Source organism: Serratia aquatilis (assembly GCF_044865145.1).
In the GTDB taxonomy this organism is placed as follows: Bacteria; Pseudomonadota; Gammaproteobacteria; order Enterobacterales; family Enterobacteriaceae; genus Chania; species Chania aquatilis.
The window spans coordinates 96,094-117,887 of the sequence record NZ_CP173186.1 but is presented as its reverse complement, the minus strand read 5'-3'; the positions used below and the strand labels follow the sequence as shown (position 1 = coordinate 117,887).

General features: G+C 48.1%; 18 protein-coding genes and 1 pseudogene. 8 read left to right on the top strand and 11 right to left on the bottom strand.

Annotated elements, in window-relative coordinates; all coding sequences use genetic code 11:
• Positions 1–644: 644 nt before the first annotated feature.
• Together SAQUA_RS00515 and SAQUA_RS00510 are read right to left on the bottom strand one after the other, a co-directional pair.
• The gene (locus SAQUA_RS00515) at positions 645–1,025 is read right to left on the bottom strand and encodes a transcriptional regulator (RefSeq protein ID WP_380673846.1); all 381 of its coding nucleotides are present in this window, start codon (positions 1,023–1,025) and stop codon (positions 645–647) included.
• Between the two features lie 751 nt (positions 1,026–1,776).
• Positions 1,777–2,544, bottom strand: coding sequence for a helix-turn-helix domain-containing protein (locus SAQUA_RS00510; protein ID WP_380673847.1), 768 nt, complete (start codon positions 2,542–2,544; stop codon positions 1,777–1,779).
• A gap of 102 nt (positions 2,545–2,646) precedes the next feature.
• Here SAQUA_RS00510 and SAQUA_RS00505 point away from each other — a divergent pair, with 102 nt between their 5' ends.
• A complete protein-coding gene (locus SAQUA_RS00505) occupies positions 2,647–3,786 on the top strand; it encodes an MFS transporter (RefSeq protein ID WP_380673848.1) in 1,140 nt (379 codons plus the stop codon).
• Between the two features lie 109 nt (positions 3,787–3,895).
• Here the strand turns inward: SAQUA_RS00505 and SAQUA_RS00500 are convergent, their stop codons facing one another.
• A complete protein-coding gene (locus SAQUA_RS00500; RefSeq protein WP_380673849.1) occupies positions 3,896–4,438 on the bottom strand; it encodes a CS1 type fimbrial major subunit in 543 nt (180 codons plus the stop codon).
• Positions 4,439–4,860: 422 nt separating this feature from the next.
• On the opposite strand from SAQUA_RS00500, the gene SAQUA_RS00495 reads away from it, so the two are divergent.
• Both SAQUA_RS00495 and SAQUA_RS00490 read left to right on the top strand, forming a co-directional pair.
• A complete protein-coding gene (locus SAQUA_RS00495; RefSeq protein WP_380673850.1) occupies positions 4,861–5,421 on the top strand; it encodes an isochorismatase family protein in 561 nt (186 codons plus the stop codon).
• 2 nt (positions 5,422–5,423) lie between these two features.
• On the top strand, positions 5,424–6,341 hold the full coding sequence (locus SAQUA_RS00490; RefSeq protein ID WP_380673851.1) for a GlxA family transcriptional regulator: 918 nt from the start codon (positions 5,424–5,426) through the stop codon (positions 6,339–6,341).
• A gap of 135 nt (positions 6,342–6,476) precedes the next feature.
• On the opposite strand, the gene SAQUA_RS00485 is transcribed toward SAQUA_RS00490, so the two are convergent.
• Both SAQUA_RS00485 and SAQUA_RS00480 read right to left on the bottom strand, forming a co-directional pair.
• Positions 6,477–7,133, bottom strand: a complete 657-nt coding sequence (locus tag SAQUA_RS00485) for a helix-turn-helix transcriptional regulator (RefSeq protein WP_380673852.1) — start codon at positions 7,131–7,133, stop codon at positions 6,477–6,479.
• Positions 7,134–8,505: 1,372 nt separating this feature from the next.
• A complete protein-coding gene (locus SAQUA_RS00480) occupies positions 8,506–9,429 on the bottom strand; it encodes a LysR family transcriptional regulator (RefSeq protein ID WP_380673853.1) in 924 nt (307 codons plus the stop codon).
• 449 nt (positions 9,430–9,878) lie between these two features.
• Here SAQUA_RS00480 and SAQUA_RS00475 point away from each other — a divergent pair, with 449 nt between their 5' ends.
• The gene (locus tag SAQUA_RS00475) at positions 9,879–11,294 is read left to right on the top strand and encodes a M20 family metallopeptidase (protein ID WP_380673854.1); all 1,416 of its coding nucleotides are present in this window, start codon (positions 9,879–9,881) and stop codon (positions 11,292–11,294) included.
• Complete coding sequence (locus SAQUA_RS00470; RefSeq protein WP_380673855.1) at positions 11,291–12,568, top strand: MFS transporter; 1,278 nt, start codon at positions 11,291–11,293, stop codon at positions 12,566–12,568. Before SAQUA_RS00475 ends, SAQUA_RS00470 begins: the two co-directional genes overlap by 4 nt.
• 560 nt (positions 12,569–13,128) lie before the next feature.
• Here SAQUA_RS00470 and SAQUA_RS00465 read toward each other — a convergent pair.
• Positions 13,129–13,407, bottom strand: a complete 279-nt coding sequence (locus SAQUA_RS00465) for a transcriptional regulator (RefSeq protein ID WP_404413226.1) — start codon at positions 13,405–13,407, stop codon at positions 13,129–13,131.
• 850 nt (positions 13,408–14,257) lie between these two features.
• Here SAQUA_RS00465 and SAQUA_RS00460 point away from each other — a divergent pair.
• Positions 14,258–15,154, top strand: a complete 897-nt coding sequence (locus SAQUA_RS00460; RefSeq protein WP_380673857.1) for a transcriptional regulator — start codon at positions 14,258–14,260, stop codon at positions 15,152–15,154.
• Positions 15,155–15,488: 334 nt separating this feature from the next.
• On the top strand, positions 15,489–16,733 hold the full coding sequence (locus SAQUA_RS00455; protein WP_380673858.1) for an MFS transporter: 1,245 nt from the start codon (positions 15,489–15,491) through the stop codon (positions 16,731–16,733).
• 52 nt (positions 16,734–16,785) lie between these two features.
• Here SAQUA_RS00455 and selB read toward each other — a convergent pair whose 3' ends face one another.
• Genes selB through SAQUA_RS00440 form a run of 3 tightly spaced genes read right to left on the bottom strand, consistent with a single transcriptional unit; the run spans position 16,786 to position 20,663 of the window.
• Positions 16,786–18,627: a selenocysteine-specific translation elongation factor gene (gene selB, locus SAQUA_RS00450; RefSeq protein WP_380673859.1), complete on the bottom strand. Its 1,842-nt coding sequence runs from the start codon at positions 18,625–18,627 to the stop codon at positions 16,786–16,788.
• Positions 18,624–20,015 carry an L-seryl-tRNA(Sec) selenium transferase gene (gene selA, locus SAQUA_RS00445; RefSeq protein ID WP_380673860.1) on the bottom strand — a complete coding sequence of 464 codons (1,392 nt, stop codon included), beginning with the start codon at positions 20,013–20,015 and terminating at the stop codon, positions 18,624–18,626. Before selA ends, selB begins: the two co-directional genes overlap by 4 nt.
• A gap of 6 nt (positions 20,016–20,021) precedes the next feature.
• The gene (locus SAQUA_RS00440) at positions 20,022–20,663 is read right to left on the bottom strand and encodes a DcrB-related protein (RefSeq protein ID WP_380673861.1); all 642 of its coding nucleotides are present in this window, start codon (positions 20,661–20,663) and stop codon (positions 20,022–20,024) included.
• 74 nt (positions 20,664–20,737) lie between these two features.
• Between SAQUA_RS00440 and SAQUA_RS00435 the strand changes: the two are divergent.
• Positions 20,738–20,973: pseudogene (locus SAQUA_RS00435) on the top strand (SymE family type I addiction module toxin).
• A gap of 298 nt (positions 20,974–21,271) precedes the next feature.
• Here SAQUA_RS00435 and SAQUA_RS00430 read toward each other — a convergent pair.
• Both SAQUA_RS00430 and SAQUA_RS00425 read right to left on the bottom strand, forming a co-directional pair.
• On the bottom strand, positions 21,272–21,574 hold the full coding sequence (locus tag SAQUA_RS00430; RefSeq protein ID WP_380673862.1) for a hypothetical protein: 303 nt from the start codon (positions 21,572–21,574) through the stop codon (positions 21,272–21,274).
• A complete protein-coding gene (locus SAQUA_RS00425; protein WP_404413125.1) occupies positions 21,561–21,728 on the bottom strand; it encodes a hypothetical protein in 168 nt (55 codons plus the stop codon). The genes SAQUA_RS00430 and SAQUA_RS00425 overlap by 14 nt, the downstream gene beginning before the upstream one ends.
• Positions 21,729–21,794: the final 66 nt, after the last annotated feature.

The following is a 21,794-nucleotide window of genomic DNA, read 5'->3' as shown; positions in this document are numbered from 1 at the left end:
TTTATTTTTCAAATTAAGATTTTTTATTTCATCGTTCGTATTCTTAACCTCACAGATAAGGCTGCAGTAAAGCATATTGCAAACCTTACTACTTTATTGATTTTATTAAACAAAAATCTTAATAAACGTTTTTTCATACTCCCTGCCTGATTAGTCAGAGAGGTAACTTGATGAAGGAACCAAGAGCGAGTGGAGCAATTAAAAACCGTGTAGGCTGCATTGCTCTACTGGCTTATCAAAATAAAGCCTAAGGGCTAAACATTGCCACCGTAATACGGCTCTAATCATTAAATGTATATACTCAAAATAATTCGAGTATAAAAATTAACTCAATAACGTCATATATTCATGAAAAACAAATGAAACCATTACCCAGAATGAAAAGCAGAATAAGATCCCTATTCTCCAAATAGCGTGACTTGGTAGTTTGTAGAGTATTTTCATCAATTTGGTTAACATTCTTTCACCTTCTTAATACGTAGCGAATTTATAACGCGCTAAAATGATATATCGAAAAGAGAAGTAATTTATCTATCCGAAATCCTCTGCCCGAACATGTCGGGCAAAGAGTAGTTGTACCGTCTTTAGCAGGTTATTGATTAAATATGGATTCGTGTTTTACCCACTAATTATCGGGATAAACATTATCCGTAAAAAATTGCTGTCACCTTGTGGTTATCAATGTAATAACCGGCATCGCGCACGCTGGCTATAAAATCAGCAGGAAGACCTACAGCCGACAGCTTCTTTCTTAACTCATTTATGGCGTGCCATAAGCGTTGACTGGATGAAGACAGGTTGTGCGCTTCCCAGACGTTATTGAGAATGTCGTCTTTCGAGACAATGGCATCGCTATTCGTCATCAGTAACAGAGTTAATAATCGCACCAGGTTGACGTTAAGCGTCACTACCCTGATTGTCATCGCGCTGACTGAAGACTCATCAGTAAAACGAACAAGTCTTCTCTTGTTGATGTCGAGTAGTACTTCCTCATCAATCACAAAACCGTAAATTTTACCTTTCATATACCATCACTATTAGTTCAGTTTCTCTTTGCGGCAGGCTTGTAGCCTGTATGGTTACAAAACTGAGTGAGCAAACTGGTAAAACGATAATCTGCATCACTCCCCGTTCGTATGAGACAAATACTAAGCCCCAAGCAAGAAACTTCTTAGTGAAGTATTTTTATTTAAATCGTTAAGATGGGAAAACGCCATGTCCTCTGCTTGTGGGGGAAGCGTCTTAACGCAATTCAGGTTATTTTTTGCATAAAAAACAACCCTCTCACCGAGAGAATCCAATATATTGATTTTTATGATTTATTTTACGAGTTAAGATTTTTTATTTCATCTATCGTGTTCTTAACTTCGCCGATAAGACAGTTAGTAAACCTCACAGAAAAAAAACAATTAATTGATTTTTAATTAAAAAAATCTTAATCACACATCTTTGGGTCAGTGAGGTAGAACATGCAGGCCTGATAAAGGCATTGAGGATTAGGCTGTGTCCCTCAATTGCACGCGAGCGCCGCTGGCGGTCATTTGCGCGCAGGGCAAGGCGTGAGCCGCGAGGTTTGGTGGACCAAATAAGCGGTGAACAACGCAGCAATGCGCGCAAATGGCCCCAGCCCGAAGGGTCGCGCCCCAAAAAACCGTTCTCTGTGTTGTCGGGCTTGAACAGAGGGCCACTCTGCCCTTCACCCTCCGCCTTGATAACGGGCTTTTGGGTCTGCGACGGCACCACGGGCAATTGAGGGACACAGCCTAGTGGGGGTATTTATCTGGATACAGGTATATAGGCACGCGGCGTGGAGCCTGACATTTTTTTGAAGAAATACACAAAAGCGCTGTCGCTGGCAAAACCAAGAGCGCTGGCAATTGAAGAGATGCTGTTACGCTCTGACAGTAGCTCTATAGATTTGAGAAAGCGCCACTGTTGACGCCATTGCTGATAACTCAGCCCTGTTTCTTGCATAAAGATTCGGCTAATGGTTTTCTCGCCCGCACCTGCGGTAGTCGCAAATATATTTAATGGTGGCGGGAGTTCATCACCTGAGAAATTTAATAACCGACGATCCGCAGGGAGCCTCAATAACATCGGTTCACGGTGTGCGGAGCGAATTTCATCCAACCCCACGGTCAATAGGTTTAGGGCAGGTCCCTGTTGCCAGCCTGTATCGAAAGGGGATATCGCTATCCGTTCGAGGACTGCACGAAGCAAAGGATTAACCTCCAACACCACGACTTCGTTGGGTAATGATTTTACTAAAGCCGTATCAATATAGATTGACCTGTACCCAACGACTCCTTTCATTTCTGCCCGGTGTTTGGTATTCGCAGGTATCCAGACTACCCGTGTGGGGGGAAGCATACACAGACGTTTGGATAGCGTGATCCTGATACATCCACTTTGAGTAAACAGCAATTGCCCCATTTTATGTTGATGCTCACCCGAATCATGTTTTCCAAGTTTTGCAGCAATGCCCACTATCGATAGCCCCAGGCTGTCAGGATCAAAAACGGTATCTGCATTTAACCACGCCATAAATTGTCCGATTATAGATATAAACTGTCTTTTTTATTGTAATCGCCAAACCAATCGGCAGCTATCATTTCCACATTGTTTGATTGATAAAGTAAAAATAACATGAATAAAAATATAGGCTTGGTATTACTTACCGTTCTGATGATGTTTCCTCAAATAGTAGAGACCATCTACAGTCCAGCCTTAACCCATATTGCGCATGGCTTTCGGGTCAGTCCTGAAGAGGCATCTCAAACCCTGTCATTGTACTTTTTTGCCTTTGCGTTTGGCGTCGTATTCTGGGGACGAGTTTGTGATATTGCGGGGAGACGCCCCGCCATCCTCGGCGGTTTGCTGTTGTATAGCGTCGCTTCCTTGATTGCATTGTTTAGTCGGCTGTTTGAAGTCCTTCTGGTTGCCAGAATGTTGTCAGCTTTTGGAGCGGCGGTCGGCTCCGTAGGCACGCAAACCATGATCCGCGATACATTTCAAGGAACGGCATTAGCACGTGTATTTTCAGTTATGGGGATAGCTCTGGCAGTCAGCCCTGGAATAGGTATGTTGGCAGGCGCAGCACTAACCCGCTTTTGGGGTTACCAGGGTGTCTTTGCCGGTTTGGCGTTATTGGCAGCTACCCTGATTGGCTGGTCGGTAATAAAACTACCAGAAACTCGCCCTGAAAATGTGAAAACCGCGCCATTGATGCAAACCTTGGCCAAGATGATTATGGATCGTGGTATCTGGCGTACTGCCTTCCTGGTTGCATTATTCAATATCAATCTGTTCAGCTACTACCAGTTGGCTCCTTTTCATTTTGCAAAGTCAGGGTTATCGCCAGAGATGCTTGGGTATAGTGGGTTGTTACTGACTTTGGGCGTAGGCATCGGGGCCTGGGTGAACAAGTTTATGCTGAAGAGGAATGCAAACTCCGCATATCTGGTGTTACTCGCCGCGATAACATCAATAATTGGCAGTATTGTTATAGCTGTATTATTGATGATTAACAGTAAATCATTTATGTGGCCAATGCTGCTGATTGTCATGGCTTATGGGATTGCCATTCCTAATATTCTGGCCTCAGCACTTGCCCACTACTCTGACCGTTTGGGGACGGCTGGTGCCGTATTAGGCCTGTTTTATTATTTACTGCTCGCTTGCGGGTTGGCTCTGGCAGGGTGGAACCAGCATCTGGGAATTGTACTGATGTGTAGTAGCATTTTGGCATTACCATTAGCCTTCAATGCCTATTTCAGGGGCCGCTAGTGAAATATAAGGCCCTCTATACCCACACTTATAACGATATGATATTCAGCAGAGAAACACCCAGAGTATCGCTACTCTGGGTGCAAAAACGCTGCAACCTGCCCGCAGGCTAAATGGAATTTACCGGGACCTCAAACAGCATCACCAAGTCGCCAGTATACAACCCCTGAATATCGGAGCCTCTGGCGGCGGCCGGGGCTTTTGCGTTAACCTGAAGTTGATAGACACTCTCATAACCTTTACCCACTTTCGCCTTCTGAGTAAAGGTCTGGGCTAAACCGTTGGCGCTGAGATCTTTGCCGTCACTACCAGGCTGGGCAAACTTGATGTTAACCCCTGCCATTTTATAGGCAGAATCCGAACGGGTAATTTCCAGAGGGTGCGCCAGGGAAACTGTGAACCCCTGCGTGGTACTCCATACCTGCACCGGTATGCTGTTGGAGAAGTTTGTTTGAGTCCCGTCTGTTGGTGCCAGACTTACCGTGCTATACCATCCGTCACTAGCAGGCTGGGATACATAAATGTTGTCGCCGATGGTGGCGGTGATCCGGATGGTTTTTGTAACACCAGCATGTTGCTCTTGTGCCTGGATCATCCCTGAAAAAAACAGCAGTCCGCTCGCAACTATCACTGCTAATTGACTGTTTTTCATGTTTAAACACCTATTCAGCTACATTAATCATTACCGATAAGGCTGCAAACAGTTCAGTTTCTGATCCCTTTTGTATTACCCCCACAAGCCGCTGTAGATGAAACCTGCAAACCATTTCAGACAAACGGTCAGGCTCCTGCCATCTGAGAACTCCAATCTTGAAGCAACATCATTTGGTTAACGGAGGGGTACCTTTGCGGCACCCACCTTCTCCAATAAAAACACCATTATGGATGGTCAGATAATTATAGGTACGAATACGGCACATATCAGTTTTTGGTGGCAACTTATCATGGGCATAACGTGCAAAACCTTTGGGATCTTTCGGTCCGTTACTGACGTAATGATGGCCGTTTTTGGCATTCTATTCCGCTAATTACCTGTGCAATATAGCACCGCACTTATTCTTGATAGGGCTCAAAATGTCACATAGCGCGTTATTAATCATCGATGTTCAGCAATCATTTCAACACCGCCCATTTTGGCAGGAGGACGATCTGCCCGCATTTCAACAGGCGCTGCAACGTCTGATCGCCGGTTGCCAGCAACAGGGTGTAGCACTGGTTGACATATTCCACACCGCTGCCGAAGGGCCATTCTCTTTAGCATCGGGCTATGTCAAGCGGTTACCATTCCTTACTCACCAGGCAGACGTAACGGTTTATAAACAAGTGCACAACGCGTTGACCGATTCAGGCCTCGATGCTTGGTTACGTGAACGCCAGATCGACCATCTGATTATCAGTGGTATGCGCACCGAGCAATGCTGCGAAACCACCACGCGTGTCGCTTCAGACTTGGGCTACAAAGTGACATTCGTGACCGAAGCCACGCTCACTTTCCCGATGTATCACCCTGATGACGCTCTCTTTACCCCTGAGCAGCTAAAACGGCATACTGAGACAGTGCTGGTTAACCGCTTTGCCACGATTGCCAACGTTGATGATGTTTTGGCGCAACTTAATGCCGCGATACAGGAATAATCATGTCCAGAGCCGTTTACTTTTTGATGCTGCCCAATGTGCTTTCACTGGATGTCAGTGGTCCGGCAGAAGTTTTACGGCTTTCTGGGCAGTTCCAATTGCATTATGTCAGCCCGGTGCCACAAATCAGTTGCTCCATTGGTATGACGATAGGCCAACTTGCGCCGTTACCACAGCAGTGGGCAGAAGGAGATATTCTGGTCATACCGGGGGTTTCAGATTCAAGGCAGTTCTTTGCCAGTGATGAAGCAGAACAGGCTCGGCGGTGGCTTCAGACACTACGTCCAGCGCTGGAGCTGCGGCAGATCAGTCTGGTGTGCGTGTGTTCTGGCGCGCTGCTGGCCGCTCAGGCAGGGTTGCTGGACGGTTATCACTGTACCACTCACCACAATGTACTCGAACGCCTGCGCCAGCAAGCATCCACCGCACAGGTAAGGGAAAACCGTATTTTCGTTGAAGATCGCGGCGTACTGACCAGCGCAGGGGTAACGGCAGGTATTGATCTTGCCTTACATTTGGTCAATCAATACTGCGGTGCCAACAGTGCGTTGGAGATCGCACGCGAGTTGGTGATCTATTTCCGCCGCTCTGGGGACGATCCGCAGCTATCCCCTTGGCTACGTTATCGCAATCATCTGCATCCCGCGGTTCATCGCGCTCAGGACATAATGGCAACCGAGCCGGAGGCCGATTGGTCAGTTCCCTTGGTGGCAGAAAAAGCCCACATCAGCAGCCGCCATCTGGCACGGTTATTCCGCCATCATATTGGTATCAGCGTGCGGGAATATCATGAACAACTGCGGCTGGCGGTAGCTCAACAACGGTTACAACAGGGTTACGGTCTGGAAAAGGCGGCGCTGACAGCAGGTTTTTCATCAGGCCGACAACTTCGCCGGGCGCAACAGCGCTGGCAAACATAGCTAGGCTGTGTCCCTTTAACTGTCCGTAGTGCCATCGCAGCCCCAAAAGCCCGTTATCAAGGCGGAGGGTGAAGGGCAGAGTGGCCCTCTGTTCAAACCCGACAACACCACTGCTGCTTGCAGGTGATGGAGATATCAGACTCTGTGATGTAATAACTGATACATAAGTTCACGATTATTACCACTGGTCAACAGGCCATTCAGAGAACGGATACCCAGCTTATGCAATGCTGACTGCTTATGGCTGCTCACCGTTTTGTAGTTGATGCATAACTTGTGAGCAACTTCATCTGGTGATTTTCCCTTCAGCAGAAAGCCCAATACGCTGAGTTCGCGATGTGTTAAGGGTGCCACCAACAATTTAAACGTGCGTGGTGATAAATCAACAGAAAAATTTAATACGCCTATCAAATGGTTGCGCATTTCTTTTAGCGTCGAGCCATTGTCTATAATTGCATAGACATTATTAAGACCTAAGATATAATCCTTCAGCCCTCCCATACTGTTAAGTTGAGTCATAATAATTACTTTAGCATCAGGGAAAGATGATGGCACTGTTTTTATAATAAAGGAGAGTATCTCGCTGGCATTATTACCGTCACTCTGCAATCCAAGAATAAAAAAATCGACACCGGGTTTTAACATCAATTGAGAAACATTAGATTGTAATTGTTTGTCTTCAGCAACAATATTGATAGGGAATTCTTCACTCAACTCTAACAAAAGTGACTTTAACCCTTCACGGGTGTAACCACATGTATGTTGTAAAAAAATGTTTACTCTATTACTCATGGTTTTCTCTCCTGAAACCTATTTATACTTAGGTGAATTTCACTTTGTATATATTGGCAAGTTTAAAAAAAACCTGCCTTCTCCGTGTGTACTATCCCATGATAATTGAGAGCAGCCATTCTATTAATAGTGCCTTTAAAGTACGCAATACTCGCCTTGCTTCAATTAGGCTGCGGGCTTGGTTATCCGGCGCTTCGATAGGGTCTGCCCCTTCGGTGCCACTGCCAGCAACGTTAATATAACTCTAGTTAGTTATTAGACCATCCTTTACAAAGCAGGATACAGTTGATTCATCCTATTAATAACTAACAATAAAATTAATTTTAAATTTATCTTCACACGGCCTATAATAATGACCGCACGGGTCTGATATAACAAGCTAAAGTAAGTTACCTAGCTTGGCTGGTAATATCTTATTTCAATACTTGCCGAAAATTAAATCACTCAGGCGTTACTCATCCATCCTGTAAATAAATAAAATAACGTAACCGCCCCATTGAAAAACAGGCTGATTTCATCGAGTGTTTTTAAACAGGCAAATATTATTAATTAATGTACAGTGATTTTACCTTTGAGCAACAAACAGAGTAACCCGCGCCATATACGTTTTAATAAAACTCTTTGGAAGACTAAGGGAGGTCGGATTTTTCCTTGTCTCGTTAACTCTTTCCAGAGATACTGATTGGAAGATCATAAATTAAACTCATCCAAAATACATTTTACAATATTATCTTTATCAATAAGATCCTGAGTGAAATTCATTAACAAGGAAATCGGCAGTCTAGCTTGCACCTTGTTTAGAGAGACAGGCTTGAAAAACACTGAGTGCCCAGAAGCCTCTTCACCGTAATACAGTAGCTGTCTGTTGGCAATTTTGAAGAGAATATCATCATAGTGTGAAAATCCATAAATCCTATTATTTATATACATCTCGGTTTATTATTTCGCTATGAAAACCAAAATAACAAGCCTCCCTTGTTGCCGTACATTATAGAATCAACTCTTACATGGCAACCGTTCTAAAAAGATAGTATTGCTATCTGGCATGATTTAAAATTAGCATTAAATATCAACATTTATTTTAATTTAAAATTTTAAACCAAGAAGTTAATTTTAATCAGTGATTAAAGTTGCAATTACTGTAAGTTTATCATTAGTCAGAAAATATAAAATTTGCCAAAAAAAAGACGCAACCTCTTTAATCTATAAATTTAAGTTAATATTCAATAAGATATAAATCATATGATGATTAAGATTCGTCTGCTATTAGAGTGTGCCATGACCTATTTCATATAAGTAAAAGTGCCTTATTTATTTTTAAAATTAGCACTTCTAATATATTGGTGATTTAACCTGCCCTTTCCCCATTAATTCACAACGCGAAAGTCTCGCGCACGGCCCGATCTTTCTCGCTTAATGTCTGACTGACAAATACCAAAAACGAGTTCAAAGCGGCGCTACGCTGCCGTCCTATGGGGAGTTGGAGCTGCAACGTTCGCTGGCTGAGCAGTTCGACAGCGAAAGATTTCAGGATTAACCCCTGAGGTTGCAAAAGTGGCATTGCGGTGAATTGGCTACAGATAGTCACCGAAAGAGGTGAACCGAGCAAAAAGTTATGCAGTGTTGAGAAATTGTCACAGGTGAGTACAGGTTCAATGAATATCCCACTCATTTGACAAGAGATATCAAACAGTTGGCGAACTGTAGAGCCGGGCTCGGGCAAACATACCGGATAGTGGCAAAGATCTGCCAACGCCACCTCTCTGGCTGCCAGCGGATGTGCCCGGTGCATAAGCAACAGTACTGGCGCTGGCCACGAGGCAATGACCTCTACATCACGCTCTGGGTGGAGGCTGAACTGCAATACCAGGTCACACTCACCATGACGTATCAACTGTGCCAAGGTTTTACTGTCAGCCACCGTCAACACAAAGCTCACCGTGGGATACGCTTCACGAAAGTGGGCCATCAGTTGCGGTACCAGTATAAAAGCCAAGCCATTGGTACAGGCTACGCGCAACGTTTTGCTGCGGGTATCATTGAGTCCCTTGATCTCCGCGAGTGCCAGATCAATATCCAGCAGGCTCTTGCGGACATATTTTTCAAAAATCTGCCCGGCTTCGGTCAATATCATTCCACGTGCGTGGCGTTCAAACAAAGGTTCGCCGACCTGCGCTTCCAAGCGTTGTATCTGTCGGCTGATTGCCGATACCGCCACAAACAGTTGTTCGCTGGCCGCACTGAGTGAACCGCAATTGGCGACCATCAGGAAAAACCGCACTTCGCTGCTGAGCATTAACGTCCTCATCTTGATGCAAACATCACGAAAGAGCAGACTAGGCTGTGTCCCTTAATTGCACGCGAGCGCCGCTGGCGGTCATTTGCGCACAGGGCAAGGCGTGAGCCGCGAGGTTTGGTGGACCAAATAAGCGGCGAACAACGCCGCAATGCGCGCAAATGGCCCCAGCCCGAAGGGTCGCGCCCCAAAAGCCCGTTCGAAGTAAAGTCGGGCTTGAACAGAGGGCCACTCTGCTCTTCGCCCTCCGCCTTGATAACGGGCTTTTGGGTCTGCGACGGCACCACGGGCAATTAAGGGACACAGCCTAGCGTTGCTTAAAAAGCAAAGCTTGTTTGTTAAATGAACAATTGTAGCAACATTGGATTTTAGCTTAGATAGACACTTAACAAATAAGAAAAATAAAAACAACATAACTCAAACACAACGCAGACATAACGAGGTCAATAATGACAGGTGAACAAGCCGTTGCATTGGCGATGAGATATTTTGACAGTGGAGAATTCCGCCAGGTGTTGGCACGCCGTGTCACGCTAGCAACGGAAAGCCAGCGCGAAGATCGTGATGCCACCATTATGCAGTATCTTGAACAGGAGATTATGCCACCACTTCGCGCACTGGGTTTTGAACTGCAGCTGTTTGAAAACCCGGAAGCAGCCAACCGCCCATTTCTGATTGCCATCCGCATTGAAGATCCCGCATTACCTACCCTGCTGAGTTACGGCCACGGTGATGTGGTGTTCGGTGATGACGAAAACTGGCGCACAGGCCTTTCGCCTTGGGTACTCAGCGAAGAAGATGATCGTTGGTATGGCCGTGGTAGCGCAGACAACAAGGGGCAACACAGCATCAACCTGGCCGCACTGGAGCAAATTTTCCACGCGCGCGGCGGCAGGTTGGGTTTCAACTGCAAAATTATCTTTGAAATGGGGGAAGAGATCAGTTCCCCAGGTTTGGCCGCTATCTGCCAACAACAGCACGAACTCCTGCAAGCCGATCTGTTTATCGCCTCTGATGGTCCAAGGCTAAACGCCATTCAGCCCACTTTGTTCTTGGGTTCACGTGGCTGTGTCAATTTCCGTCTGAGCATTCATGCACGGGAAAACGCCTATCACTCCGGTAACTGGGGAGGATTACTCAGTAACCCTGGAACACAGTTGGCAAATGCCATTGCCTCTATGGTCAACCAGCATGGGCAGTTACAGATTGCTTCACTGAAACCCTCGTCGTTGGATGACACCATGCGCACCATCCTTCAAAACCTCAGCGTGGGGGGCCAAGTTGGCGACCCAACAATTGATGAGAACTGGGGAGAGGCAGGCCTGACGCCAAGCGAACGTTTATACGGCTGGAATACGCTTGAAGTCTTGGCCTATCAAACCGGCAACCCGGCACGCCCGATGAATGCTATTCCTGGCAGTGCCACAGCGGTATGCCAATTGCGTTTCGTGGTGGGTACCGACTGGCAGCATCTGGTAAAACACGTGCAGGAACACCTGGAATCAAAAGGTTTTCATAATATAGAAGTGGAGTGGTTACGGGGCTCACCCGCCACCCGCCTCAACCCTCAGGATCCGCTGGTCCCCTGGACCCTGGATATCATCGAAAAAGCCAGCGGCAAGAAACCGGCGTTACTGCCCAACCTGGGTGGTTCACTGCCGAATGAAGTATTCGCCGATATTCTTGGCTTACCTACGTTGTGGATCCCCCATTCCTACCCCGCCTGTGGTCAGCATGGGGTCAATGAACACATGCTGAAATCGATTGCTCGTGAGGGTTTGCAGATCATGACCCGTCTGTTCTGGGAACTGGGCGAAAAAGGCAGTGCAGTACTGGCACAACGTCAAGTGGGAGAGAGATTATGAGCACCATTGCACAACAGACTGAGGCCGTGACAAAACCGCAGTTATATAAAACGTTGTTCGCCACCTGCATCGGCAATGCGTTGGAATGGTTCGACATCGCCGTCTATGGCTTTTTTGCCAGTTATATTGCCCATGCCTTCTTTCCAACCGAGGATCCGACCGTTTCATTGCTGCTAACCTTTGGCAGTTTTGGCATCTCCTTTCTGATCCGCCCAGTGGGTGCTGTCGTACTGGGAGCATATGCCGATCGCGTTGGCCGCAAGAAAGCATTGCTGATGTCGATCAGCCTGATGTTGCTGGGTGGGGCGATCATTACCTTTATGCCTTCCTACGCTACCATCGGGCTGGCTGCTCCATTACTGATCCTGGTTGCCCGCTTGATTCAGGGCTTTTCAGCCGGTGGAGAGTTTGGCAGTTCAACCGCTTTTCTGGTTGAACACTTTCCCGAACGCAAGGCGTTCATCGCCAGTTTTCAGTTCGCCACACAGGGGGCAAGTACGCTGATGGCCTCAGCCTTCGGGCTTGGCTTGTCACAATGGTTAACGGAAGCCCAAATTCAAGATTGGGGTTGGCGTATCCCCTTTGCCTTCGGGTTGTTGATCGGCCCTGTGGGGTTGTATATCCGCCGCCATGTGCATGAACCAGCCAGTTTCCAACGGCATGAAAAACCAAAAGCACCGCTGAAGTTACTGGTGGGAAAACAAAAAAACCTGCTGCTGATAGCCATTGGGCTAATGGTAATTTCCACTGCGGTAAACTACATGCTTAATTATGTCCCAACCTACGCGACGAAGAACCTCAACCTGTCTGGTTCGGTGGCGTTTAGCGCGACGTTGCTGGCGGGAGTAATTTTGACCGTGGTTACGCCTATAATGGGCTTATGGGCAGAAAAAGTCGGGCGTTTGCCGCTGATGTGGGGCTCTTTGATACTGCTGATACTCACCATTTACCCCGCCTTCAGGATGGTGGTAAACCACACGACGCCAGCCACACTGATGCTATTGGTTGGCTGGATGGCGCTGCTTAAATCCATTTACTTCTCAACGGTGCCTTCGGTCATGGCAGATCTGTTTCCTATGGAAACACGAGCAAGCGGTATGGCGATTGGTTATAACGTTGCGGTGACGGTATTTGGCGGCTTTGCGCCATTTATCTGTACATTGCTTATCACCGCAACCGGCACCAGCTTGGCACCGAGCTATTACCTGATGGTGGTGGCAATCCTCAGCGGTTGGGCACTGTTAAGCAGCAGGAAACATCTGCGTACCGCCTGATACCGAGAAAACAGGGATGTTTTCTCACAAGGAATGATGCAGAGCTTTCATATACTGGCTACTGACGAACCCCGAGCCTGGGCAGAGTCAGTATGCCTTTCCGGCTGCCGCGCTATACTAGGGATACCGCCTGAAATGCGGCTTAATGACAGAATCGCAGAACCATCCCGTAATCATTAACAAAACTGCCGCTGATGTTACTATCGCCATTGGCGGTTAGATCCAGAACCATAGTCGAACACGGTAGTATCATCGCACTCTCACGTCTTTCCCCCTGACCAACAGGCTCACGAAATAGGCATAGTATCGTGTCAGGTTATTCGCCTGCATCTCCCCCTGAGAGTTCAGTTTGCAGTCAGTTCACGATTGGAGTGATGCGACTTATTGAAGTCACCTTAGTCAGGTTTGCTGAACCGAATGCAACGTCCAGGGAGGCACTTTTCACATCTATTCATACTTACCTTGGTGTCGTTAAACCATTTTAATATTCACTAGAATGACGTTTTTATACCTATGAAATACTGGCACCTGATGTTCGTCACGTTATTAATTGAGCAATATTAATTAATATTTAATGAATGGACTTTTGAGTTACATACGGAGTAGCCAACACCATGAACATTCTCAATGAAATCGGCTGGAAGACCGATAGATGATAATTTTTTTCTTAATTCGTTTATGGTTTGCCATAACCGTTGGTTGGATGACGATAAACTGAACTCATCCCAAACGCTCTTTAATATGTCATCTTTATTAATCACATTTTCTTTTCGATTCAATAGCAAAAAAGTCAATAGCCGCGACTGGATCTCATTGAGAGAGACGATTTTGAAAAACATGGAGTTCTCAGAAAGTTCATCGCAGTAATGCAATAGCTTTCTATTGGCAATATTGAATAGAATGTTATCATCGAGCAAAAACCCGTAAAGTCTATTTTCCATATATATCTCGGTTCATTATTTCGCTTTTAAAAACAAAAATAACAAGCCTCCCTTGAGCTGCACATTATAGAATCAATCGTCTCAATGGCAACTTATCCTAAACGATAATGTTTCCATTATTCCCATAACACCAAACAGTTTAATATGCTAAGTATTTGTTTTTAATCAAAATTAAAACCCAAAAATAAAGCAAAGCACAGCACTATTATTGCGCGAATACTCCGAAATTTCTGTTAGTCAAAAATATCGAATATAAGTAAATTACAGTTTTAAAAGCTAAAAAAAACAAAAAGTTGTTTTTATTTATAAACATAAAATAAATGATAACTCTAGGAATAATCTATTAACCAAGCAATCAATATGGCCAAAATGGGGCCTTTGAATGATAATGAATATCATTTGACCGCCATTTACCTTACAGATCCTATGGCCATGTTAAGAATTTACTTACATTCCGCAACCTGCCTGATGGGATAAATAGTAACCCACCAATAGGATATTTCTTGCTGAACTAGTATTAATTGTCCTTAATAATTAAAATAACTTTATTTTTCAGTATTTTATATAAAAATATTAAGTGGGATAATATTGAATCTTTAGTTTCCTTTAGTTGCTCATCTCTTTGATTCAGATTTTAACTTAACAATATGATTTTAAATTGAAATACTTGAATAAGAAAAATCAGTTGCTATAGTTATGTTTATACTTATGATTTTTTTCTCCTTAGCTCATCGGCAGGTGATTGAAAATGAATGAAAAATTTTTAATCAACGATTCTGTTTTATACTCACCAGATGAGCATAGATTAACGCCATTAGGCTCACGGGGGCGTGAAACCGTACTGAATGCTCCGGTCAATCGCTGTTTACTGTTATTGCTCAAAAATCCAGGTGTTGTAGTAAGTCAGGAGGAAATCTTTAGAGAGGTTTGGGAAAAACAGGGGCAGTATGTAACGATGAATACCCTTTACCAAAACATTCTCTTACTAAGAAGAGCAATGCTGAATGCAGGAGTAATAAAAAAAACCATTAAAACAATACCCAAAGTAGGCTTTGTTTTTACTGGAAACGTGCAGGTCCTTGAGAGTGAAAGAGAAGACATCGCACAAAGTGTCGTTAACGTTGAGTTTACCGACACATCTTTTGCTATTGATGCCATAGAGCATGAGCAAGAAAATAACACCAAAGATGCCGAAGGCTATAATACAGCATTACCTAACTCAAATAGTACTACGAAGATTGCCAACAAATGGCCATTGATAAACTCCGTTAAATGGAAGACGATAACTCGCTTACTTTCCCCTGCGGCATTCCTAGGAATTTTATTTATTCTGTTAACCATCGGCCCAGCAAAAAACATTCTTTTTTTTAACACCCATGATAAGTGGGCTACTGTTAATCAATGCTCTATTTACATCGACAGAGGAGAGCGAGCGAGCTATTCAGAAAATGAGATAAATTTCTTGAAAGCAAGAAACGTTACGTGTGGTCCTGATGAGTTCATTTACATTACCAAAACACCCACCAATGACAATATCCTGGTGCTATTTTGCGATACCGCGTCGGCAGGGGACGGGGACATGCGTTGCTCAACACGGTTTAACATGGCGTCGAACACATTGGAACCGATGGCCAATAAAGGCTGAAACAGCACGATACACATAGCGCTCAGCCCCCCAAACAACCCTCTCCACCGGACGCACCTCACTTTACAACCTTCCCGCAAACCGCGCGCTTGGGTAGCCGCAACCTTAAAGATTGGCTATCCAAGAGGTACCTAACTATAGGCCATGGCATGATCGCAAACCTGAAAACCCAATTGAGGTTTTTTCGGACATTCCCCATCCGCCAGAGGGATAAATATCACCTTATGATTGCTAAGGCGAACAATTGGCGGCAAAATAGCCGAAAAACTCGCTCAGATTGCGCTTCCCGCCCTGGCAGTTCCTTATTTATTCATTGCTATCAGTAGTATAAAAAATGAAAACAACGTTACCCCCTGTTGCACGTTTAGGCCGACAGGCGCTTTTGTTCCCCCTTTGTCTGGTGCTGTTCGAATTCTCGACCTATATCGCCAACGATATGATCCAGCCCGGTATGCTGGCAGTAGTCGAGGATTTCAACGCTGGAATGGAGTGGGTACCAACATCTATGACCGCCTATCTGGCTGGCGGTATTTTTCTACAGTGGTTGCTTGGCCCACTGTCGGATCGACGTGGCCGCCGCCCAGTGATGCTTGCCGGGGTTGCCTTCTTCATTGTCACCTGTCTGGCCATTCTGTTGGTAACCAATATCGAGCAGTTTACCGTTATGCGTTTCCTACAGGGGATTGGCCTGTGCTTTATTGGTGCGGTGGGCTACGCCACCATTCAGGAATCCTTTGAAGAAGCCATGTGCATCAAGATCACTGCGCTGATGGCCAATGTGGCTTTGATCGCACCGTTACTCGGGCCGTTAGCGGGCGCAGCGTGGATCCATGTTGCCCCCTGGCAGAGCATGTTTGTGCTGTTCGCGGCACTCGCCGCTATCGCTTTTATCGGTTTGTGGAAAGCGATGCCGGAGACCGCTACGCTACAAGGTGAGGCGTTTTCCGCCGCCAACCTATGGCGCGACTATCGTCAGGTGTTGGTTAACCGCCGCTTTATCTGCGGTTCACTGGCCATCGGTTTCGCCAGCCTGCCACTGTTGGCGTGGATTGCCCAATCACCGGTGATCCTGATTAAGGGGGAATCACTCTCAGCATTGGAATATGGCCTGTTGCAGATCCCGGTTTTTGGTGCGTTGATCCTTGGCAACCTGACGCTAGCGCGCGTGACGGGTAAACTCTGTGTTGAACGGCCGATTAAGCTAGGTGCCTGCCCAATGATTTTGGGCCTGTTGATTGCCGCCCTGGCTACCGTATTTTCGGCCCATGCCTATCTTTGGATGACCGCCGGGTTGAGTCTTTATGCTTACGGTATCGGTTTGGCAAACGCGGGCTTATACCGGTTGACGCTATTTTCCAGCAGTGTCAGTAAAGGTGCAGTTTCTGCCGTTATGGGAATGCTGAGTATGTCGGTCTTCACCGTCGGTATAGAGCTAGCCAAGGTAGCTTATGTCTGGGGAGGTAACGGATTATTCAGCCTGTTCAATCTACTGAGTGGTCTGTGCTGGTTTACGCTGGTCATCCTGTTCCTGAGTAAACGCCGTAACAAAGTGACATCAGCGCCAGATACAACGGCATAAATACGCTTCAAGCCAAATAGCGGGGGGACGGCTGCCCCCTTGCTCTCACCGTTTAACCACCAAACAACCCACTGTCCCGCAGCAGGTGCTGATTACCCTTGCGGCGGGTAAACCCGCTGCGATCAAAGAACTCCAGAACCTGGATCGCCAGTTTGCGGCCAACGCCCAGCCGGTCACGAAAATCGCCTGCGTTGGTGCTGCCCTGTGTTGCGTCCAACTCACGGATCAGCATGGCGAACTGCTCAATTCGTTGGCTAAGATAATAACGATCAACCACAACCGCAGTCACATGACCAAGCTGGGCCGCTTTACGCAACGTTCCACGAACAACATTTTCCTCTTCACCCAACGTGTTTGCCAGATCGCGTACCCACCAAGGCTCTTCGCCAAACAACGGTGCAATGCGGGCCCACAGCGCCTGTTGCTCGCTAGAGAACGCCAACCCATGATCGGGTAAATGCAGCCAGCCACGCGTATTGACAAGCAACCCAGCAGCCAGCAACCGTTCGATCATCATAAAGACCAATGGCTCATCCAACATAGGTAATGCCATACGCCGCAGGCGGGCACGCCCAAGGCCCAGTTGATCGCCATGTTGGCGGTGGTATTCGGCTAAGACCTGCAGCAAGCGCTGTTCTTTCACCTGCACGTTAGCCGGGGCCAAAGCCATTCCGTCGGCAATCAGTAAAGCATAGCTGTCCAGTAGCTCCCGCAAGCCGCTTTCCGTTAGTTGTCGCGCCCAGGCAAAGGCGGCCAAATCCAACGCCCCCGCCGGTAAACGTAAATCCAGTACCTGTCTGTCACCCTGCGCCTGCGCCAGTGCCCCCAACCAGGCAAGGTAATCGGGTTGGCGTTTACCCCGTTTAGGAGCCGAGAGCACCAGCACGCGCGCAGCCCCCAAGGTTTGCCGAGCGCTGATGTCGCGAAGCACCAGCCGATCGTTTTCCACCAGCCACAGGGGACGGTCGAGGATCAGTTCCGCCAACGAGTCGGTTAACAACGAGATACGGCCCGTAATATGGCTGGCAGCATGATGGATATGCAGCGATTGCCAGTTCTGTAACGGCAAGTCGGCCTCAATAGCCACCAGAATACGCTCTGCTGCCGCTGGGGGTTGTTGTGCCAGCAGCCAGTCACCGCGCGTTACCTGTTCTTTGCTGACATCACCACTGATGTTCAGCGCGATACGTTGCCCAGCGAATGCCTGCTCTGCAGGTTGGTTTTGCGCATGTAAGCCCCGTATACGCACCGGTACATCGGCACCGGTCAGCCATAGCGTATCCCCCACGGCAACACTGCCACCCAATGCCGTGCCGGTCACCACCAACCCTGCCCCTTTTACGCTGAAAGCACGGTCTACTGCCAACCGGAATCGCCGGGTCTGCTGGTGTTCACCCGCTTTCAGCGTCAATAGGTGCAGCCGCAAGGCATCAATGCCCTCACCTAGCGCCGCCGCAGTAACAAACTGTGGAACGTCATGCCACCCCTGATGCGCCAGTTCGGACACCACCTGGGTTTGGACCTCGGCCACGCGTTCTTTTTCCACCCGGTCGGCCTTGGTCAACGCAACCGTCAGATTTGCCCCTCCGCTCAGGCGCAGGATCGCCAGATGTTCACGGGTTTGCGCCATTACGCCATCGTCACAGGCCACCACCAGCAGCGCATGATCGATACCGCCAATACCGGCCAGCATATTGCCAAGGAATTTTTCATGGCCGGGCACATCGATAAACCCCAGCACACGGCCGTCGGGCTGCGGCCAATAGGCATAACCCAGATCGATAGTCATGCCACGGCGCTTTTCCTCCGGCAGGCGGTCTGCGTTAATACCGGTGAGTGCCTGCAGCAGGGTGGTTTTACCATGGTCGACATGGCCAGCAGTGGCGATAATCATGCTATCAGCGCCTCAACCAGTGCGCCCTCCTGTTCCAGGCAACGCAGATCGAGCCACAGTTTGCCGTCGTTAATTCGGCCAATCACTGGCTGCGGCAAGCGACGCCACTGCTGTGCCAACGTCTCCAGAGTTGAGCCACGGCCATCAAGCGGAGCAAACGTCAGGGCATAGCTGGGTAAACGATCCACCGGCAACGAACCGCTGCCAATCTGCGACCAGCACGGCTCGCTGCGAAGTTCAAACAGGCCCACAAACTGCGGGGCCAACTGGTTCAGCAATCGCTCGGCGCTGGCCTGCATTTCCTGCTGTGGGCGGGTCAGCAAACGCAGCGTGGGCAGTTGTTCAGCCAATAATTCTGGCTGTTGGTACAGGCGCAAGGTCGCTTCCAAAGCTGCCAGCGTGATTTTACCAACGCGTAACGCTCGCTTGAGGGGATGTTGTTGCAGACGGGCGATCAGCGCCTTTTTACCGACAATAATCCCAGCCTGTGGCCCCCCGAGCAATTTGTCGCCGGAGAAGGTCACCAAATCAACACCGGCGGCGATCAAACGTTGCGGCATTGGCTCGGCGGGCAGACCGTACTGTGTCATGTCGATCAGCGAGCCACTTCCCAGATCGGTCGCGGTAGGAATATTCAACTCGCTGCCCAGCACTGCCAGTTCGCTTTCATCCACCGCAGCGGTGAAACCTTGAATACAGTAATTACTGGTATGTACCTTCATCAGCAAGCCGGTTTGCTCATTGATAGCGGCACGATAATCTTTCAGATGCGTCCGGTTGGTGGTACCCACCTCCACCAATTGGCAACCGGCCTGACGCATAACGTCCGGAATGCGGAACGCACCGCCAATCTCCACCAGTTCCCCGCGTGACACCACCACCTGCTGACCCGGCGCGACCGCCGCCAGCATTAGCAGCACTGCGGCGGCATTATTATTGACGATGCAGGCATCTTCCGCTCCGGTGAGCTGACATAACAGATCCGCCACAGCCCGATCGCGATGCCCACGGCCCGCACCGTCCAAATCATATTCCAGTGTGACGGCGTTAGTCATCGAGCGAACCACCGCATCAATCGCGGGCTGTGCCAGCAGGGCACGCCCCAGGTTGGTATGTAACACGGTGCCGCTAAGATTAAACACCGGTTGCAGTGCTGAACGCTGTTGCTGGTCAAGACGTTCCTGCAGTGCCTTTGGCCAGTCCTGGCACCATTGGGGCAATTGCTGCTGCGTCTTGATGAACTCTCGCGCCTGCGCCTGCATCTGTCGCAGCAACTCGCTTATCAGGGTCTGGCCATGTTTGGCCACGTTGGGTTCAACGGCAGGATCGCGCAGTAGGCGGTCAATAGCAGGTAACTGGCTATAAAGTTGCTGGAATTCAGTGCTCATGGTCGCTTATTTAACCTGAATGGTATCGATAATACGCTGCACCAAGGCCTGATGAGCCTCCGGTGTGGTAGCCGGTGATAGCATCTGCAACGTTATCACTCGCTTATTGAACACCGTCAGTACCACGGTGGAAACCACTTTCTGCCCATTTACGCTCTGTTCGGTATCCAGACGGCGAAACTTCTGCTCGCCGGCAGTGAAATTGTCTTCTTTGGTTTTCTTGATGTCCTGATAGCGATCGGCGAACTCCGTCAGCATGCTTTGCGTCAACTCTTTCAGCATCGCATCGCTGGTATTGAGCTTCATCCCTTCCGGTGGGATCACTTCGGAAGACAAGGTACGTTGGCGCGATTTGATATCGAGGAATAGCTGATTCGTCGATTTCTCGCTGTTAACGAAGCCACTTAGCTCCGTCTGATCGCTAAAACCCGGTGGCAGTTCAAACGTAATCCTACCCTTCTGCAGTGAAACGCTCAGGCCAGGTAAGGGTTTAGGTTCTTCCTCCTGTGGCGTAGGGGCAGGCTGCGTAACGATTGGTTTAGGTTCTGGCTTTGGCACCTGCGGTTTGTTAGTGTCCTGATTATCACAGGCCGCTAGCCCGGCCAGCAGCATAGCCAGCACAGTACATCTGGCAATGGTCTTCAACATCAATCCGTTCCTTTCGTGTTACGCGTTATGGCGTAACCGTAGCAACTCACTCCCCGGTTTGCCAGACGTGTGTTGTGAATATATCACTCAAAGCCCGTAAGAGCGTTGTCAGCTACCGCCCCTACGGTGGCAGACCGAACCCTCTGCCACAACTGACGATTAGGGGAAGATGGCTGGAACAGTGGGTTTCACCACCGAGCAAGCGGTCAGCATTACTGCCGAACAGGGCCAACTGATTATCCGCACTGCGCCCACCACGGAGGGGAACGCATTAACATCACCTTTACCCCTGAACCGATCCCGGAGCTGAGTTTGGGAACAACTCTGCCGGGAGCAGAGTTGAACGCTGCTTGCAGCGGCCCCAGGGGGCGAGGCCCAGGATGGGCCGAGTATACCTAGCCAACACCGCCCGGATCTTGGCGCGGATTGGGTACGGGAGAACGGCGAGTTGGTGGTTGCTGGCGACTGGCTCGCCGAGTCCGGCATTACCGATGCCGAACAACTGGAAGTTGCCGCCGCCCCCGGTGTGATCCGGTTGCAGCGGCGAGAAGTGGAGATTTTTAGGGCATAAAAGCAAGAACCCCGGCCAGTTAACCGGGGTTCGATATTTACTTCAACGTCCTGAGTAACTCATCCATTAGTTCGGAAGCATCTCGCTTATAGTCTGACTCCCAACGAGTTTGCCAGTTCGCAGGACGCCCCTCACTCTCCCATTCTGATAGAGCAAGTGCGTTGATGATTTCCATCTCAAACCAGATTTTCTGGTAATTAACTCTGCTTTTTTCGTCCTCAAACAACTCGTTTAACTGAGCCAATTCCTCCGCATAACTTACGAACTTGGCAAAGTTAACTACGTCATTTAACGAACTAATTGCATATTCACAAATAACATTCTTCTTACTTGTCGCCATATTTAACCGTCACCACTTTTCCAGATTCATTCGTTACCACTGAGACTTTACTTTCGGGATCAAAGTGCACTGTTGTTCCGCCTCGGCTAGGAGTTGATTTCCCATTTTTAATCGTATTTTCAACAACAGAAGGAGTTATTCCTCGATCCTGCATTCTGTCTAAAGCATGGCCTGAATATTCTCGGTTACCTATCGAACCTGGTTGACTCCTGACAGGTTG